Below are 17,426 nucleotides of genomic sequence, written 5' to 3' on the forward strand. Positions count from 1 at the left end.
CAGTGCAAAGAGGGTGCCTTGTGCGCCCTCTTTTGTCATTTCGGGTCGGATTTCGACATTGAAACGGGACGGGATGAAAAAAAATACCGCTTTGATGGCTGTTATGTGCATCACGCACATCGCGAGTTAAATCTTTGAATTTCTGAACATTCCTGTCATCCTCCTGCCATGTTTACATGATGATCTTGGAATGTGTCGGCTGGGTTTCCTTGAAAAATACCAACCGGTACGTATATCTGATCCATAATCAATATACAGGTCAAAGCCATGAGGAACGCCGAAGAAACCCGGACCAAGCTTCTGGAAACCGCGATCGAGTTGCTGTCAACGCGCAGCTATCACGATATCGGTGTCAGTGATGTCTGCAAGCATGCCGGCGTGACAAAGGGCGCGTTCTATCATCACTTTGACAGCAAGGCGGCCCTGTTTGCGGCCTCTGCCCGCCATCACTGGGAAAAGGGCAAGGATGAGCTTCGTGCCATCTTTTCCCCCGAAGTTCCGCCGGTGGAACAGCTTAACCGCTATATCGAACTGGTTTGTGACAAGCAGGAACGCTATGCCGTGCCTGGCGAAAGCGAAGTCTGTGTCTGTCCGATCTTTACTGCTGGCGGCCAGGTCGGCCCCGAAGATATGGAAATCCAGAATTGTTCGCGCGAACTGGCTGACGAACAGATCAAATATCTGGCCTCGATGGTGCGCGGTCTGAAGGGCGAGGGCATGCTGGGCGAAGATGGTGACGTCACCACCCTGGCACGGCTGGTTTTCCAGTATGTCCACGGTCTGCTGACCTATGGCAAGGTTTTTAACGATCTTGATACTGTTCGGTCTGATCTGCGCGAAGGGATCTATCGCATCCTTAATTTGCAATGCAAATTCAGATAGTTATCCGAATATTTTCCTGATTTCATTCCTGTCACAAAACAATAAAAATTAAAAAAACGCCATTTTTTTGCCTTCTTCCCCTTGCGAACAAACCGATTGGTATGCATCTAAGCTTCAAACGGGCCGCGTGTGTGCGGCGCAACCCATTTGGAAGATCAAAAGATGCAGTCTCGATCAAAACGCAAAATTTTGCTGCCAGTTGCCGCATTGGCACTGATTGCTGCTGCCGGTGGATATGGCTTGCATATCTCTGGCTCATCTGCCGACGAAGTGGCGGTTCAGACCGCCCCGATGGCAACCCCTGTTACCGTTTCCAACGTCAAAAGCAGTTCCGTCCGTCTTTGGAACAATTTTTCCGGCCGTCTGAGCGCGGTTGAAGAAGTGCAGCTGCGCCCGCAGGTCAGCGGTGCGATCGTCGAAATCCGGTTTGAAGACGGCCAGCTTGTTCAGAAGGGCGATGTGCTTGCCGTGATTGATCCGCGCAGCTATCAGGCCGCCGTGAACGAAGCCCGTGCCGAACTGGCCGCAGCCGAACAGAATCTGTCGCTGGCGGCCAAGGAAAAGGCACGCGCGGAAAAGCTGGTGTCGAACGGCACGGTTTCCAAGCGCGTCTATGACGAACGCCTGAATGCCCATCGCGTGGCACAAAGCCAGGTCACCCGCGCCAAGGCCAATCTTGAACTGGCTGAAATCGAACTGGACCATGCCTTTGTCAAAGCCCCGATCAGCGGGCGTGTCAGCCGGGTCGAACTGACCGTTGGCAACCAGGTCAATGCCGGCCCGAATGCCCCGGTTCTGACCACCATTGTCTCGACCGGTAAAATCTATGCCGATTTCGATCTCGACGAGCAGACCTTCTTTGCCAGCATCGGGGATAACGGCAAAATCGACGAAGCTGCCCACAACATCCCGGTCAACATGACCCTGTCAAACGGGCGTCAGGTGTCGGGCTATGTGCACAGTTTCGATAACCGGATCGATGCGCGCACAGGGACCATCCGTACCCGCGCACTGTTTGACAATCTCGATGGCAACCTTCTGCCGGGCACGTTTGCCGCCCTTCAGGTCGGAACGCTTGCCAAGCAGGATGTCATCACGGTTTCGCCCGAAGCAATCAGCACCGATCAGGACCGCAAATTCGTCTATGTGGTCGAACCGGACAATACGGTTGCCTATCGCCAGGTCACCCTGGGGGCGGAAATCAACGGTATGCGCATTGTGACCTCTGGCCTGAACGAAGGTGATCTTGTCATCGTCAACGGCATCATGAAGGTCCGCCCCGGCATGCCGGTCGCCCCCGAAATTCTGCAGGCCGCCGCATCCTGAGGGGTGCGGATGGCGCGCTAAGCAAGGCTTACTATCATGCAGAACCTTTCAAGATTTTTTGTCGACCGCCCGATCTTTGCCGGCGTTTTGTCGGTGCTGATGTTGCTGGCCGGTCTGATTGCGATGTGGCGTTTGCCGATTTCGGAATATCCCGAAGTCGTACCGCCTTCGATCGTGGTGGAAGCCAAATTTCCCGGCGCGAACCCCGCCGAGATTGCCGAAACTGTTGCATCCCCGCTTGAAGAACAGATCAACGGGGTCGAAGGGATGCTTTATGTCAACTCACTGGCCACCACGGACGGCAACCTGTCGTTGACCGTGACCTTTGAAATTGGCACCGATCCCGATCTGGCCCAGCAAAAGGTCCAGAACCGCGTATCACAGGCCGAACCGCGTCTGCCCGATATCGTGCGTCAGCTTGGTGTGACCGTGTCCAAACGATCCCCTGATCTGACCATGGTGGTGCATTTGCGTTCGCCCAATGAACGCTATGACATGCTGTATCTGCGCAACTATGCGACGCTCAATGTCCGTGACCGTCTGGCACGTATCAGTGGCGTCGGGCAGGTTGGCCTGTTCGGGTCGGGCGATTATGCCATGCGTGTCTGGCTGAACCCCGACAAGGTTGCCGAACGTAACCTGACCGCGGGCGAGGTCGTTTCCGCCATCCAAAGCCAGAACGTCCAGGTCGCAGCCGGCATCATCGGTGGTGCGCCCTATGACAGTGGCGTGCAGTTCCAGTTGCCGATCAATATCAGTGGCCGTCTGGAAACCCCCGAGGAATTCCAGAACATCATCATCAAACGCGAAGCCGATGGCACGATTACGCGTCTTGGCGATGTGGCGCGTGTCGAAATGGAAGCCCAGCAATATGCGCTGCGTTCCCTGCTTGATAACAAACCGGCTGTCGCCATTCCGATCTTTGCATCCCCGGGGTCAAACGCGCTTGATATTTCAAGCAACGTGCGCGCGACCATGGAAGAACTCAAACAGAACTTCCCCGATGATCTCGATTACTCGATTGTTTATGACCCGACCGTGTTTGTGCGCGGCTCGATCAAATCGGTGATCAAGACGTTGTTGGAGGCCATCGCCCTTGTGGTGATCGTGGTGACGATCTTCCTGCAAACCTGGCGGGCATCGATCATTCCGTTGCTGGCTGTGCCGGTATCGATCATCGGGACCTTTGCCCTGATGCTTCTGATGGGCTTTTCGATCAACGTGCTGTCGCTGTTCGGATTGATCCTGGCAATCGGGATCGTGGTTGATGACGCGATTGTTGTGGTCGAAAACGTTGAACGTAACATCGAACGGGGTCTTTCACCGCGCGATGCAACGGTTGCGGCCATGCGAGAAGTGACCGGTCCGATCATCGCGACCTCGCTTGTGATTACCGGTGTGTTTGTGCCAATTGCCTTTATTTCCGGCCTGACCGGCCAGTTCTATCAGCAATTTGCCCTGACCATCGCCATTGCGACGATCATTTCAACCATCAACTCCCTGACGCTGAGCCCGGCTTTGTCGGCGGTCCTTCTGCGTGGTCATGATGCGCCGAAAGACTGGTTGACGCGTGGCATGGACTTTGTCTTCGGCTGGTTCTTCCGCGGCTTTAACCGCTTCTTTAACCGCAGCACGGAAATGTATGCCGGCGGGGTCAAGCGTCTGCTGGGTGTAAAGGCCATCATGATGGCGCTTTATGCCGGGTTGCTGGTTCTGACCTGGCAGGGTTTCCAGATCCTGCCGACGGGTTTCGTTCCCCTTCAGGACAAGCAATATCTGGTCAGTTTCGCCCAGCTCCCGCAGGGCGCGACACTGGATCGTACCGAAGATGTCATTCGTGAAATGTCTGACATCGCGCTTAAGGAACCCGGTGTTGAAAGTGCCGTGGCCTTCCCGGGGCTTTCGATCAACGGCTTTGTGAACAGTTCAAGTGCCGGCATCGTGTTTGTCACCCTGACCGACTTTGACGAACGCAAAAGCGATGATCTGTCGGGCCTTGCCATCGCCGGCAAGCTGCAACAGAAATTTGCCGCCATTGACGAGGCCTTTGTTGCCATCTTCCCGGCGCCGCCGGTTCAGGGGCTCGGCACCGTCGGTGGCTTCAAGCTTCAGGTTCAGGATCGCTCCGATCAGGGCTATCGCGCCCTTGATGATGCCATGAAACAGGTCCTTGCCAAGGCATGGGCGGCACCGGAACTGACCGGTGTGTTTTCAAGCTATAACATCAATGTGCCGCAGCTTCAGGCGACCCTTGACCGTACCAAGGTTCAGCAGCTTGGCGTGCCGGTTGATGAAATCTTCCGGACCATGCAGGTCTATCTTGGCTCGATGTATGTCAATGACTTCAACGCCTTTGGTCGTACCTATCAGGTGATCGCACAGGCCGACAAGCCATATCGTTCAAGCCCGGAAGACATCCTGCGTCTGCAAACGCGCAATTCGGATGGCGACATGGTGCCGCTGGGCTCTGTTTTGTCGGTATCTGAAACATTCGGACCGGACACGGCAATGCGCTACAACGCGTTCCGGTCGGCCGATCTGAATGGCAACGCCGCCCCGGGCTATTCCAGTGGCGAGGCACAGGCTGCAATCAGCAAGATTCTGGATGAAACATTGCCGCCCGGCATGTCCTATGAATGGACGGAACTGACCTATCAGCAGATCCTGGCGGGCAATACGGCGATCTTCATCTTCCCGATCTGTATCCTTCTGGTGTTCCTGGTTCTGGCTGCTCAATATGAAAGCCTGACCATGCCATTGGCCGTGATCCTGATCGTCCCGATGAGCATCCTGTCTGCTGTGTTTGGTGTCTATCTGTTCGGGGGTGACAACAATATCTTCACCCAGATCAGCCTGTTTGTGCTGGCCGGACTGGCATCGAAAAACGCCATCCTGATTGTCGAGTTCGCCCGTGAACTTGAACATCAGGGACGCAGCACCGTTCAAGCCGCGATCGAGGCCAGCCGTCTGCGCCTGCGCCCGATCCTTATGACCTCTTTGGCCTTCATCATGGGTGTCGTGCCGCTGGTTCTGTCCAGTGGTGCCGGTGCCGAGATGCGCCACGCGATTGGTATTGCCGTGTTCTCGGGGATGCTGGGCGTGACGATATTTGGCCTGATCCTGACCCCGGTCTTTTATGTTCTTGTACGCATGATTGGCCGGCGCAACGAAGTTCGTTCACTTGATGAGGCTGACGCACACCAGCCTGCGGAGTAACCGACATCGTTGCAGAAACAGCCGGACCGTCTTTTTCCCCCGACCCCGCCGGTCCGGCTGTTTTACTTATCCTACTGCGTCTCAAGTCTCATGGTGCGGATGTCGAGAAATGCCTGGGTATCAATCAGGGCCACTGGTCCTTGCCAGGTGCCTGCCTGTGCCGGTGATGGCGCATCCCAGTCAATTTCGCGCATTGGCGGCATGTTTTCTTCTGATGGCCATCGATCCCCGCCAAACAGTTCCTCGCGATAATCTGCCAGCGTGCCAAGTGTCCCGGCCGGGCCTTCCTTGACCGTCAATCGGTCGCCATATTCGCGACGCAACGCGAACTCGATACGGTTTTCAACATATCGGGTTAACTGATCCCCGGAATATCCAAGATCCTCGCCATGGCTTTGTGCATAGCGATACTCCATAGCGTAATTCATGCCATTGGATACATTGACGTTATCCTCGCCAAACACGGCAACCAGTTCATCATCAAGATAGTAGGCGCGTGTGATCTCTGCGTCGCTGTTATCATCAAGCCAGCTGTTCAGATGGTTTTCGGCATTGGCCTGATAGGTTTCGAATTGTTCCTTGCGCTTGGTCTGGATGTCTTTCCATTCATCAAGCGAAAACTTGGTGCTGTATTCACCGGTTTGCGGATCAATCGGTCTGGGCATGGTCAGGTACCGCGCACCGACAATGGACATCTTTCCTTGAAACTCGACCATAAAACACCTCCTTGAGTGATATCTTAAATTGTGTATGCAATTAAAAGACCACTTATCGGTGTGTGTGCCGGGTGCCCTTGATATCTGCGGTATTTGTTCTGTGATGTTGGTCACGCAGATAAAAAAGCCATAATCATTTTGCTTGTTCAAAGGGTTGGCGGGAATAATCTTCCCACACCAAGGAATAAGTTTTCGATGCTGTGGCAAACAGGCAGGACAAGTTTGCCGGGCGCTTGCCATTGGCAAACTTTGCCTTATCTGTCGTTCGAAAGGTTTGTCGAAAAGGGTGTTCGACCATGAACTATGTGCGTACAGGTTTGTTGCTGGCGGGGTTGACCGCGCTGTTTGGTGCCGTTGGCATGATGATCGGCGGGCAACAGGGCATGATCATTGCGCTGTTGTTTGCCGGGGCGATGAATGTGTTCGCCTATTGGAATTCCGATGCCATGCTGCTTCGGATGCGTAGTGCAAAACAGGTTGATGATCGCACTGCGCCGGAACTGGTTTCCATGGTGCGCGATCTGGCGCGTAATGCCGGTCTGCCAATGCCCAAGGTCTATGTGATTGAAAACCCGCAACCCAATGCCTTTGCCACCGGGCGCAATCCGGAAAATGCGGCGGTGGCGGCAACAACGGGGTTGCTGAAACTGCTTGATCGCAATGAGATCGCCGGTGTCATGGCCCATGAACTGGCCCATGTCAAAAACCGCGATACCCTGACCATGACGATTACGGCAACCATCGCCGGCGCGATTTCGGCGCTTGCCAATTTCGCGATGTTTGCCGGCATGTTCGGCGGCAATCGCAGCGAAAACAACAATCCATTGGGCGGGATCGGCATGATCCTGATTGCCATTCTGGCGCCGATGGGGGCGATGATTGTGCAGATGGCAATTTCGCGCACCCGCGAATATGACGCTGACCGTATCGGGGCTGAAATTTGCGGACATCCCCTGTGGCTGGCCAGTGCACTGGCCAAGCTTGATAAAGGTGTGCACGCCATCCCGAACATGGAAGCCGAACGCAACCCGGCAACCGCACATATGTATATCGCCAATCCGCTGTCGGGGAAGGGTGTCGACAATCTGTTTTCCACCCACCCCAACATGGCCAACCGCATCGCCAAGCTTCAGGAAATGGCCAGTGGCCTGACCGGGCAGGGTAGTGGTGGACATGGTGCAGTTGCACGGCCTGCGCGTCCGGCATCACAAAAAGGACCCTGGGGCGGATCGCAACCGGCATCGCGCCCGACGCAACCGGCAACCAAACCACGGCGCCGCACCCGTCCCTGGAACTGAAAACTTTTCGTGCGACATTCCTGATGACCTGTTTTCAAGGCACCGGATCGTTATGGTCCGGTGCCTTTTGCTTGCCCGATCATGTGGATGTCATATGGGTGATTTTCTTTCTGCAACGCGCCCGGGAACGCAGGTCATTCCCGTGACGGTTTCAAAAAGGTCACGGGTTTGCCATGGCCGCGCAGAACCCGAAAATCTACTTGATCGACTGGGGGTTTCGGTATTTGAAGGGTAGGTTTTCTATACTTCGGTATGGCGTTAAAGCCGCGCTCCAGCATTGACCAGCCGCGTTGCGCGGATGACAATGGACCCTTAATGAATTCAAGTATCTATAGAAGCTGCGTGTCAGTTTTTCGTGGATGCAATAAGGGCAGGAATGGCTGGGTTCTGGTCAATGGTTGGCCTGGTGATCAAGTCACTGATTACCGGCAACGATACATCAGGGGAGTTGGTTCAGACTGCGGGGGATGATACTGCCTCGGTTGCGGAACCGCTGTGCCTGTATGCCATTGCCCGCTTCAATCGTCCCGATGCAAATGCCCAGGGCGGTGTCCGCCCGCCAGACCCGCTAAGCGATATAATCGCGCGCAGTCTGGCCGATATGCCCGAAAGCAGCCAGATCAGACTGGATCAGTATTTTGCCCCCAATTCGGATGCGGTCGATGCGTTCCAGGCAATGCGCGAAGCCCAGCTCAATGTTTTGAATATGGGGCGCCGGGTTGATGCGGATGCGGTTTTCTGGGGACAGGAAAACCACAATACCGGCGGTTTCGATCTGCATCTGGTCAGTGATGCTTTGACCTCGTCGCTTTATGATCTGATGTTGCCGCTTACTCACAGTTTCCGGCAAACCGATCATCCCGATGTCGCCCAGGCCTTGCGCATTTTGCTGGCGGCCCAGCTGATTTTCAAATCGCGGGGCGGGGAGCAGCGGTTGCTGCAAATTTCACGTCTGACCACCCATCTCGAAGAATTTCAGGAACGCATCAATCGCGGCGAACATTTCGAAATGGCCGGGCAGGGGGTGGCGACTGCCTATGCCTTTGGGGCGTTTGTCCTGACCGAAACCGGGGATCGCACCTATTGCGCCAGTGCCTTGCGCGTGCTTGAACCCCATATTCGCAAAACGCTTGGTGCGGCGGGCGAAACCGTATCCGAACCGGCCAAACCCAAGGCCCGCACATCATCGGGATTGCTGGGTGAATCATCACGGCCCCAGCAAAAAGAAGAAGTCGTACGTGAATTGCGCACCGAAGACCTGGTGGCGCAAATCAGCGACTTTTCAAAAATCGACGCCCGATCGGCCGCCCTTCTTGCGCTGTATGCGGGGCTTGTGAACTGGTCACTGATCGCCAGTCTCAAGGCGCGCTCTGGTGCGCTGGCCATTGGCATCTGGAAAATGCTTGAACGGCGGTTCGAACTGTCGATGGGATCGCCCGTTGATCGTGCACTGGCGATCTGCAAACTGGCCGAGGCAATGGTCGCAACCGGCAAGGATGCCGAGGACGCCAAACTTGTCGAACAGGGGGCATCGCAATATCGCCGTGCCCTTGGCATGATCAACAGTCGGGCACATGCGCCGCTTTATGCGATTACCGCCTATGGGCTGGCGGAATCGATTGTGTCCGCGGCCATCATCAATGATGTCAGCATCCCCGATGCACAGGTCGTTCCTGTCTTTCAGGCCGCCCTTAAAATCTGTGGCCGGCGTGATGATCCCTATATCTGGGGCAGGACAATGTTTGCCCTGGCGACGGTCTATCTGACCAATGGCACCCAGGACCAGGATGTCACCATGCTGTCCAATGCCAGAATGGGCTTCTCGCAATCCTATGAGGCCTTTGTCGATGCCGGGGCCAAGGGCGCGGCGCGCGCGGCTTCCGGGGGCTATACCCGTGCTGAAAACATCATTTCGCAAATGGGCCATCGCAAGGCCGTGATGGAAGCCACCGGCGGGGACGGATCGGCAAAGGCCGCGGCCTCCTGATTACCAGCTGGCGAGCTTTCCGAACTGGGCGTCCAGGGGACACCGGAAGCACGTCAGGCATCATCAATGATCCGAACAAAAAGAAACCCCCCGCAGCGGCTGCTGCGGGGGGTTTGACTGCGACTGCCCGGGGGCAGCATACAACGTCACTTCTATTCGCGATTACCGAAGAAGTGCAGAAGCATGATGAACAGGTTCACGAAGTCGAGATAAAGCTGCAGCGCACCGAACAGGGCTTTTTTGCCTGCGGTGGTTGCGTCATCATGCTCGTGATACGCTTCCTTGATGCGCTGGGTGTCATAGGCGGTAAGGCCCGTGAAGATCAGAACACCAGCCGCCGAAATGACGAACTGCAGCATGCTGCTGCCAAGGAAGATGTTGACCACGCTGGCAATGATGATGCCGATCAGACCCATGAACAGGAAGCTGCCCCAACCCGACAGGTCCTTCTTGGTGGTGTAGCCATAAAGGCTCATCGCACCAAAGGTACCAGCGGTGATGAAGAAGGTACGTGCGATCGACTCACCGGTATAAACCAGGAAGATCGAAGCAAGGGACAAGCCCATCAGCCCGGCATATACCCAGAATGTCGCCTGTGCTGCGCCGAAGCTCATTTTATGAATTCGTGCGCTCAGGAAGAAGACAAGCCCGATCGGGGCCAGCATGACAATCCAGTGCAGTCCGGTGCCAAAAATAGCCTGCATCAGGGCCGGGCTGGTCGACACAGCCATTGCCACGATACCGGTCAGGGCAAGTGCGGATGCCATGTAGTTATAGACACGCAGCATATAGGCGCGGAGACCTTCATCGATCTCGGCCGCCGACCGGCCAACCGAGACGTCATAGCCGCGTTGACGCGTTTCAAAAGCCATTGAAATCCCTCTTTGATCCAATTGTGGGCAGAATCGTTTATACAATTCTGCGATGGTCAAAATATGGCAGGATTTCCGTGAAAAGCAACGGTTTGGCGGAAACGGCAATCCCCCGGCGCGCCCGAATGTGATCTTGTTCACCCGACATCTGACAAGAATGTGAAATTCCACATTAAGGACAGCCCGCTCAAACAGGTTTATGATGGCGCCACGGCGTAAAGCATGATGTGCAGCGCGATACATCAAAGGTACCAACAGGCATGTCAGAAACCATCGTGGCACCACCATTTTCGATGCGCAAACTTGGCATTGCCCTGTGTCTGATGCCGGTGATGTTGGCGATACCGTCTGCCACGCTGGCCCAGAATGCGAAATTCACCGCCAATGCCGAACGTGGGGATATCCCGGTCTTTGTTGAAAAATACGATGACGGTGAATTCTGTGCCGACGGTTCGGGCGCGCAACCCTGTGCGATTGCGCCCGTCGATGTGCCGGAATTTGATGCCAGTTTCGTCTACCGGTTTCTGGCCTATCATGCGCAACGTCCGTTTGACCGCTTCTCCTGGCAGGCTTTTACCGCCCTGATGGCCCCGCGTGATGCCGATCTTGATATCCCGGGCAGCAAAGCCGCCTGGCAAGACTTCCCGACCCGACGGGATCTGTTTTCCGACGTCGCCTTTCCCAACCCGTCCTGTGCCGATGATTTGCCCGACGGGTCCCTGCTGCTGGCAAGCTATGTGCAATCGACCGGCGATATCCTGATCGATCAGGCCGGGAATTTTGTGCTGTATGAAACCCGCATCAATCAGGTTGCTGCGGATTATATCCGCGAAAACGGCCTTGATCAGAAGTCCGGACGTCTGGCCTTTGCCAACGGGCAAAACCCCATAAGCTTTCCTGTCGGGCACATGACGCCACCAATCAGTGCGACGGCCATAACAGACAGCACATTATCCGGATCAAGTGATGATACGGGGAGCGGTGTAAAGAATGGAGCATCTGTCGGCGATGCCCCGCGCATTCCGCCAAGCGCACCCGGGGTTATGGGCGCGCAATTATTGAAATTTGCCTGGCGCATTTTACCGGGCAGTGACGGCACCAAACCGCTGGTCGATCATGGATATTACACCCGCCCGGCCCGTATATCGCTGGGGCCATCGCAAACGGTCGACGGGCGGGCGAAATGTCTTGATGTCACGGTCGGGCTGGTGGGCTTGCATCTGGTGCAGCGGGTGCAAAGTGGCAATGGGGATCGCTGGATCTGGTCAAGTTTCGAACATATCGACAATGTGCCCTTGGCGTCGAATGCCCGTCGCCCCAACAGCATCATCACCGATACCCCGTTTGCCAACGGATGTCTGGCGCCAGCTGATATCGATCGGCCCTATGCATTTTACGGCGGGCATGGCGTTGGCGGGACGGCGGCCAATAATCCGGTTTCGGGGGATGTGAAATGGGCGGACAGCGCACCCTATGCGCGGCGCCTGTCCGGGGAACCGGTCGGGGGATCCGATATCGTTCGCTGCTGGCGACTGTTTTCGGGCACGGCGGAGTCCAATTTCATCTGGCAACGCAAACTGGCCGGTACCGTCTGGCAGAATTACATGCTGCTTGGCACACAATGGATCGGAAATCCGGGCGGGGCGACATTCGGGGTCGGCGAAGTTCCCCGTTATCTGACCAATAGTGCGCTTGAAAGCTTCATGCAGCACCAAGCCGATGCCACCTGTCTGGGCTGCCACAGCCGGGCTACAACCGATGCCGGGCAGTCTGCGAATTTCACTTTCCTGCTTGATCCGTCACCCTGAATCAGGATCGGCAACTTATCTGCAAATAACCCCGGGTCAGACAAGGCCGGTTTATGGTTTGAATGATGCACTGCATCGTTCTGATGGGGCTTTCTTGCCATTCAGATCACCAACGACAAACAAAATCGGTGCAATCCGAATGCAAAAGGCACTATCATGTCGCCAATATTTGCCGCAGCCAAAAACAAATAACAGCGGTAAATTCAGGGAGGAAATATGCTGACCAGTCGTGATGACTACGCGACGGTATGCTCGGATTTTGTCTGGGATGTACCGACTCATTTCAATATTGGTGTTGATGTTTGCGACAAATGGGCCGATGACCCGGATCGTTTGGCGCTGATGCACCGTCGGCGCGACGGATCGCGCCGTGATTACACATTTGCCCAGTTCAAACGTTTGTCGAACCGCTTTGCCAATGTCATGCGCCGCCATGGCATCCGGCGCGGGGACCGGGTGGGTATTCTGTTGCCGCAAAGCCCCGAAACCGCGATTGCCCATATCGCGACCTACAAGATGGGCGGGATTGCGGTTCCGCTCTTTACCCTGTTCGGGGTTGATGCCCTGGAATACCGGTTGGGCAACTGTGCCGCCAAGGCGCTGGTGACCGACAAGGAAGGGGCGGCAAAAATTGCTGAAATCCGCGATCTTTTGCCGGCACTTGAATATGTCTATGTCATTGATGGCGCGCCGGATGGCTGCTTTGATTTCAAGGCCCTGTCAGCCGAGGCCAGCGACCAGTTCGATGTTGTCAAAACCCGTGCCGATGAACCGGCCCTGATCATTTACACTTCCGGCACCACCGGCCAGCCCAAAGGCGCGCTTCATGCCCATCGGGTTTTGCTGGGCCATCTGCCCGGTGTTGAAATGTCCCATGATTTCTTCCCCAAGGACGGGGATGTGATGTGGACCCCTGCGGATTGGGCCTGGATCGGCGGGCTGCTTGATGTGTTGTTGCCGGCCTGGCATCACGGGGTGCCGGTGGTTGCGCACCGTTTTGAAAAATTCACACCCGAAGCCGCCTTTGGCCTGATCGCCGAATATGGTGTGCGCAATACCTTCCTGCCGCCAACTGCATTAAAGATGATGCGGGCGGCAGGCGATGAAATGGCGCAAAAATTCAACTGTAATCTTCGCTCTATTGCAAGTGGTGGTGAAACGCTTGGTGCGGAACTTCTTGATTGGGGGCGTCGGGTGTTCGGTGTCACCATCAATGAATTTTACGGTCAGACCGAATGCAATATGGTCGTCAGTTCCTGTCAGTCGATCATGGCGCCCAAGCCCGGCGTCATGGGCCGTCCGGTGCCGGGCCATAATGTTGCGGTGATTGATCTGGGCGGGAATGTCGTGGCCCCCGGTGAGATGGGGCGCATTGCAGTGCGGGCACCCGATCCGGTGATGTTTCTGGAATATTGGCGCAATCCCGAAGCCACCCGCGACAAATTTGTCGGCGAATGGCTTTTGACCGGCGATATGGGCTGTGTCGATGCGGATGGCTATATCCGCTTTGTCGGGCGCGATGATGATGTCATCAGTTCGGCCGGGTATCGCATCGGCCCGGGCGAGATCGAAGATTGCCTGATTGCCCATCCGGCCATTCGTATGGCCGGGGTGATTGGCAAACCCGATGACCAGCGCGGACAGATCGTAAAGGCCTTTGTGGTTCTGGCTGATGGTTATGCGCAAAGCCCCGAACTTGAAAGCGATATCAAGGATTTCGTCAAAACCCGGCTGGCGGCACACGAATATCCGCGTGAAATCGCGTTTCTCGATCAATTGCCAATGACCACGACCGGCAAGGTCGTCAGGCGTGCTTTGCGTGATCTGGCGTGATGTGCTCACCAGCCGAACCGGTCTTTCCGGTTTGATATCGAAATGATCTGAAACAGAAAACAGGGCCGGTCACATGTGACCGGCCCTGTTTTTTTAAGATATCGGAAAATGGCCTATTCGTTGCGCAACATCGGTGCGGCGGGACTGCGCAGCGCCTGCCAGGTGCCAACGAAGCCGGCCGAAAGCGTTGCCAGAAGACCGATGGCAATCGGACCGAAAATGGTCATCGGCAAGAAGACCCAATGTGCCTCCATCACCAGAACCAGCACCGACCATGCCGCGACCGAGCCGACAAAGGCGGCAATCACCCCGGTCGCAAGACCCAAAATCCCGTATTCCAGCGCATAGGCATAAAGGATATTGGCCCGTGTCGCGCCAAGCGTCTTGAGTACCACGGCATCATAGATCCGCTTGCGGCGGCCTGCGGCAACTGCGCCAGCAAGGACAAGCACCCCGGCAACAATCGCAATCATGCTTGTCGCATTAAGTGCGGTTCCGATCCCGGCCAGAATGGCATTGGCGGCTTCAAGCGCCTCGCGCACGCGGATGGCGGATACATTCGGGAAGTCGAGCCCGATCATGCGATCAACCGGTTCTTCCATTTCGCGCGGCATATGGGCGGTGGCAATCAGGCTATAAGGGGCCTTGTCGATCAGGCCCGGTGAAAACACCATGGCAAAATTCATGCGCAGGCTTTGCCATTCGACTTCGCGCCAGTTGGCGATCTCGGCCGTGATGTCGCGGCCCAGAATATTGACAGTGATGGTGTCACCGGGTTCAAGTTCAAAGGCATTGCCGATATCGGCACTGATCGATACCAGCGGCTTGGACGCATCATCATAATCAGACGGCCACCATTCCCCGCGCACCAGTTTGGTTTCGGGCGGCGGGGCGGCGGCAAAGGTCAGGCCACGGTCACCGCGCAGGAACCAGCGATCATCGCCCGGGCCCACATCATTGGCATCAACCCCGTCAATCGCGGTGACACGCCCGCGCAGCATCGGTGTTTGTTCGATATCCGAAACATTTTCCTGCGCCAGAAGCTGGCTTCGGAACTGATCCATCTGATCCGGGCGGATATCAAGGAAGAAGAAGGCCGGGGCAGATTCAGGAAGGTTTTCATTGATCTCGTTATCAAGATTGCCCTCGATCCCCGATATGGTCACCAGCAATGTCAACCCAAGCCCAAGTGACAGGGCGACCGGAACCGTGCTTGCCCCCGGACGATGCAGGTTGGCGAGGGCAAGGCGCGAAAAGGCATCCCGACCGGTGATAAACCGTTTCGAAAGAGATACAATTCCCCGTCCGGCATAGGTGAAAATCACCACGGCCGCCGCAGATCCGGCAATAAAGCCCAGTGCAATTGCCCGGTCGGTTGCCGTCAAAACCGTCAGGACCAGCAACAGCACAAGGGGGATGCCGATATAGGGCAGGTCGCGCCGCCGCACCGGACTGCCGTTAAACAGTCCCGCACTGGCCCGGAAAAGCCGGGCAGCGGGAATTTCACGCGCACGCAACAGGGACGGCAATGCAAAGACCAGTGTGGTCAGCACCCCGAAACTGGTGGCAATGATCAGGGATGGCAATGCCGGGCCAAGGGTCACATCAATTGGCAACCGCCCGGCCAGAAGCGGGGCGACAATTGCCGGGGTTACAGCACCGATCAAAAGCCCGATCCCGATCCCGATCAGCGCAAGCACCAGGATTTGCAGGAAGTAAATCCGCAACACCAGTCCATGTGACGCCCCGATCGATTTCAGGGTGGCGATAACAGATGTTTTGCTTTCGATATGGCTGCGCACTGCATTGGCGACCCCGATGCCGCCCACCAGAAGGGCGGACAGACCAACCAGGGTCAGAAACAGGGTCAGACGTTCAATAAAACGGCGCAAACCGGGATTGGCGTTCGATGTGTCGCGGATGCGCCAACCGGCATCTTCAAACTGGTTTTCAAGCCGTTCACGAAACGCGGTGGGCGTTTCATTGCCCATCAGATCCAATGCGTAATAATAGCGGATCAGGCTGCCGGGCTGAACAAGGCCGGTATCCATCAGGGCGGCTTTTGACACCATCAGGCGCGGGCCAAAGTTAAAGAACCCGACCGCCTTGTCAGGTTCCGTGGCAATGACGCCACGGATCTGGACGTCAATATCGCCAAGTTTGACCGTATCTCCGATCGCGATGTTAAGGCGTTCCAGAAGGCCGGCCTCGGTCACCGCACCCCAAAGGCCGTCTTTCCGATCAAGGATACCTTCAAACGGAATGTTATCGGCAAGCTCCATCTCGCCAAATAGCGGATAGATATCATCAACCGCCTTGAGTTCCACCAGTCGCCGCTGCTCCGGGCCATAGGCCGTGGTGCGCATGGTTGCCAGTTCGCCCATGCGCTCGGTATTGGCGCGCAGCCAGTCAAGTTGCTCGGCTGTGGCTTCCATATGGGTCAGGCGTAGTTCGACATCGCCGCCCAAAAGCTTGCGCCCGTCGCGCTCCAGCGCGGAAAGAACGGATTCCGAAACGTTTCCGACAGCGGCAATCGCCCCGACGCCCAGCGCCAGACAGGCCAGGAAAATCCGGAAACCCGAAAGACCGCCGCGCAATTCCCGGCGGCACACCCGCCAGGCAATCGACCACAGGCGGTCATCGCTTGGGGATAAAGACAAACCGTTGCTCATGACCGCGATTCCAGTTGCGAAACGATTTCGCCGTCGCGCAGCATCACGGTACGGTCGCACCGCTCGGCAAGGCCCGGATCATGGGTGATCAAAAGCAACGTGGAACCGCGCCGTTTGGTCAGATCAAACAGCAATTCGATAATCGTTTCACCGGTCGCACCATCAAGGTTGCCGGTCGGCTCATCGGCCAGCAAAAGTTCCGGATCGGTGGCAAGCGCGCGGGCAAGGGCGACGCGTTGCTGTTCGCCACCCGACAATTGGCCGGGATAATGATCGGTGCGATGGCCAAGCCCGACCAGTTCAAGTTCGGCACGGGCCTTTTCGAATGCATCCTTGCGTCCGGCGAACTCCATCGGAAGTGCAACGTTTTCAAGCGCGCTCATGGTCGGGATCAGATGGAAGTCCTGAAACACGATGCCGACATGGTGGCGGCGATAAAGTGCCAAGCCATCCTCATCAAGGGCGCGCAGGTCATTGCCACAGACATTGACCACACCTTCCTGGGCTTGTTCCAACCCCGCAATAACCATCAAAAGCGATGTTTTACCCGATCCGGACGGGCCGACCAGACTGACCCGTTCCCCGGCATAAAGTGACAGATCAACACCTTTGAGAATCTCGACAATCCCGGCGGGGCCTTGCAGTCTGAGCTTCAGGTTGCGGACATCAATCGTCTGTTCGGCTTTCTTGCCCGCAGAAGCATCAGTTTGTTCCGCGACGGCGGTGGTTTCGGTCACACTCATTTGGGGTCCTATCGGGCTTGTCCGTTGCAAGATCATCAAAGCAGGTTACATAAGCTTACGGATCAGGACGTTT

At 56.2% G+C, this 17,426-nt stretch carries 11 protein-coding genes; 7 read left to right on the forward strand and 4 right to left on the reverse strand.

Annotated elements, in window-relative coordinates; translation table 11 throughout:
* Positions 1-267 precede the first annotated feature (267 nt).
* From SIB88_RS03160 to SIB88_RS03170, 3 genes are all read left to right on the forward strand, one after another.
* The gene (locus SIB88_RS03160; protein WP_101248243.1) at positions 268-882 is read left to right on the forward strand and encodes a TetR/AcrR family transcriptional regulator; all 615 of its coding nucleotides are present in this window, start codon (positions 268-270) and stop codon (positions 880-882) included.
* 162 nt (positions 883-1,044) lie between these two features.
* The gene (locus SIB88_RS03165) at positions 1,045-2,208 is read left to right on the forward strand and encodes an efflux RND transporter periplasmic adaptor subunit (RefSeq protein WP_250281486.1); all 1,164 of its coding nucleotides are present in this window, start codon (positions 1,045-1,047) and stop codon (positions 2,206-2,208) included.
* A gap of 36 nt (positions 2,209-2,244) precedes the next feature.
* A complete protein-coding gene (locus tag SIB88_RS03170; protein ID WP_228194735.1) occupies positions 2,245-5,424 on the forward strand; it encodes an efflux RND transporter permease subunit in 3,180 nt (1,059 codons plus the stop codon).
* A 71-nt stretch (positions 5,425-5,495) separates the two neighbouring features.
* On the opposite strand, the gene SIB88_RS03175 is transcribed toward SIB88_RS03170, so the two are convergent.
* On the reverse strand, positions 5,496-6,140 hold the full coding sequence (locus SIB88_RS03175) for a hypothetical protein (RefSeq protein ID WP_412559308.1): 645 nt from the start codon (positions 6,138-6,140) through the stop codon (positions 5,496-5,498).
* A gap of 296 nt (positions 6,141-6,436) precedes the next feature.
* On the opposite strand from SIB88_RS03175, the gene htpX reads away from it, so the two are divergent.
* The gene (gene htpX / locus SIB88_RS03180; RefSeq protein WP_412559309.1) at positions 6,437-7,438 is read left to right on the forward strand and encodes a zinc metalloprotease HtpX; all 1,002 of its coding nucleotides are present in this window, start codon (positions 6,437-6,439) and stop codon (positions 7,436-7,438) included.
* 376 nt (positions 7,439-7,814) lie between these two features.
* The gene (locus tag SIB88_RS03185) at positions 7,815-9,425 is read left to right on the forward strand and encodes a hypothetical protein (RefSeq protein ID WP_412559310.1); all 1,611 of its coding nucleotides are present in this window, start codon (positions 7,815-7,817) and stop codon (positions 9,423-9,425) included.
* A 152-nt stretch (positions 9,426-9,577) separates the two neighbouring features.
* Here SIB88_RS03185 and SIB88_RS03190 read toward each other — a convergent pair whose 3' ends face one another.
* A complete protein-coding gene (locus SIB88_RS03190; RefSeq protein ID WP_101248238.1) occupies positions 9,578-10,297 on the reverse strand; it encodes a Bax inhibitor-1 family protein in 720 nt (239 codons plus the stop codon).
* Positions 10,298-10,557: 260 nt separating this feature from the next.
* Between SIB88_RS03190 and SIB88_RS03195 the strand changes: the two genes are divergently transcribed.
* Complete coding sequence (locus SIB88_RS03195) at positions 10,558-12,105, forward strand: hypothetical protein (protein WP_412559311.1); 1,548 nt, start codon at positions 10,558-10,560, stop codon at positions 12,103-12,105.
* A 216-nt stretch (positions 12,106-12,321) separates the two neighbouring features.
* Entirely contained in the window at positions 12,322-13,938 is a 1,617-nt protein-coding gene (locus tag SIB88_RS03200) for an acyl-CoA synthetase (RefSeq protein WP_101248237.1), read from the forward strand.
* Positions 13,939-14,051: 113 nt separating this feature from the next.
* Here SIB88_RS03200 and SIB88_RS03205 read toward each other — a convergent pair whose 3' ends face one another.
* Both SIB88_RS03205 and SIB88_RS03210 read right to left on the reverse strand, forming a co-directional pair.
* Positions 14,052-16,610, reverse strand: coding sequence for an ABC transporter permease (locus SIB88_RS03205; protein ID WP_412559312.1), 2,559 nt, complete (start codon positions 16,608-16,610; stop codon positions 14,052-14,054).
* Positions 16,607-17,353: an ABC transporter ATP-binding protein gene (locus SIB88_RS03210; RefSeq protein WP_101248235.1), complete on the reverse strand. Its 747-nt coding sequence runs from the start codon at positions 17,351-17,353 to the stop codon at positions 16,607-16,609. Before SIB88_RS03210 ends, SIB88_RS03205 begins: the two co-directional genes overlap by 4 nt.
* Positions 17,354-17,426: the final 73 nt, after the last annotated feature.

The organism is Thalassospira sp. MIT121401, assembly GCF_047125595.1.
GTDB lineage: Bacteria > Pseudomonadota > Alphaproteobacteria > Rhodospirillales > Thalassospiraceae > Thalassospira > Thalassospira povalilytica.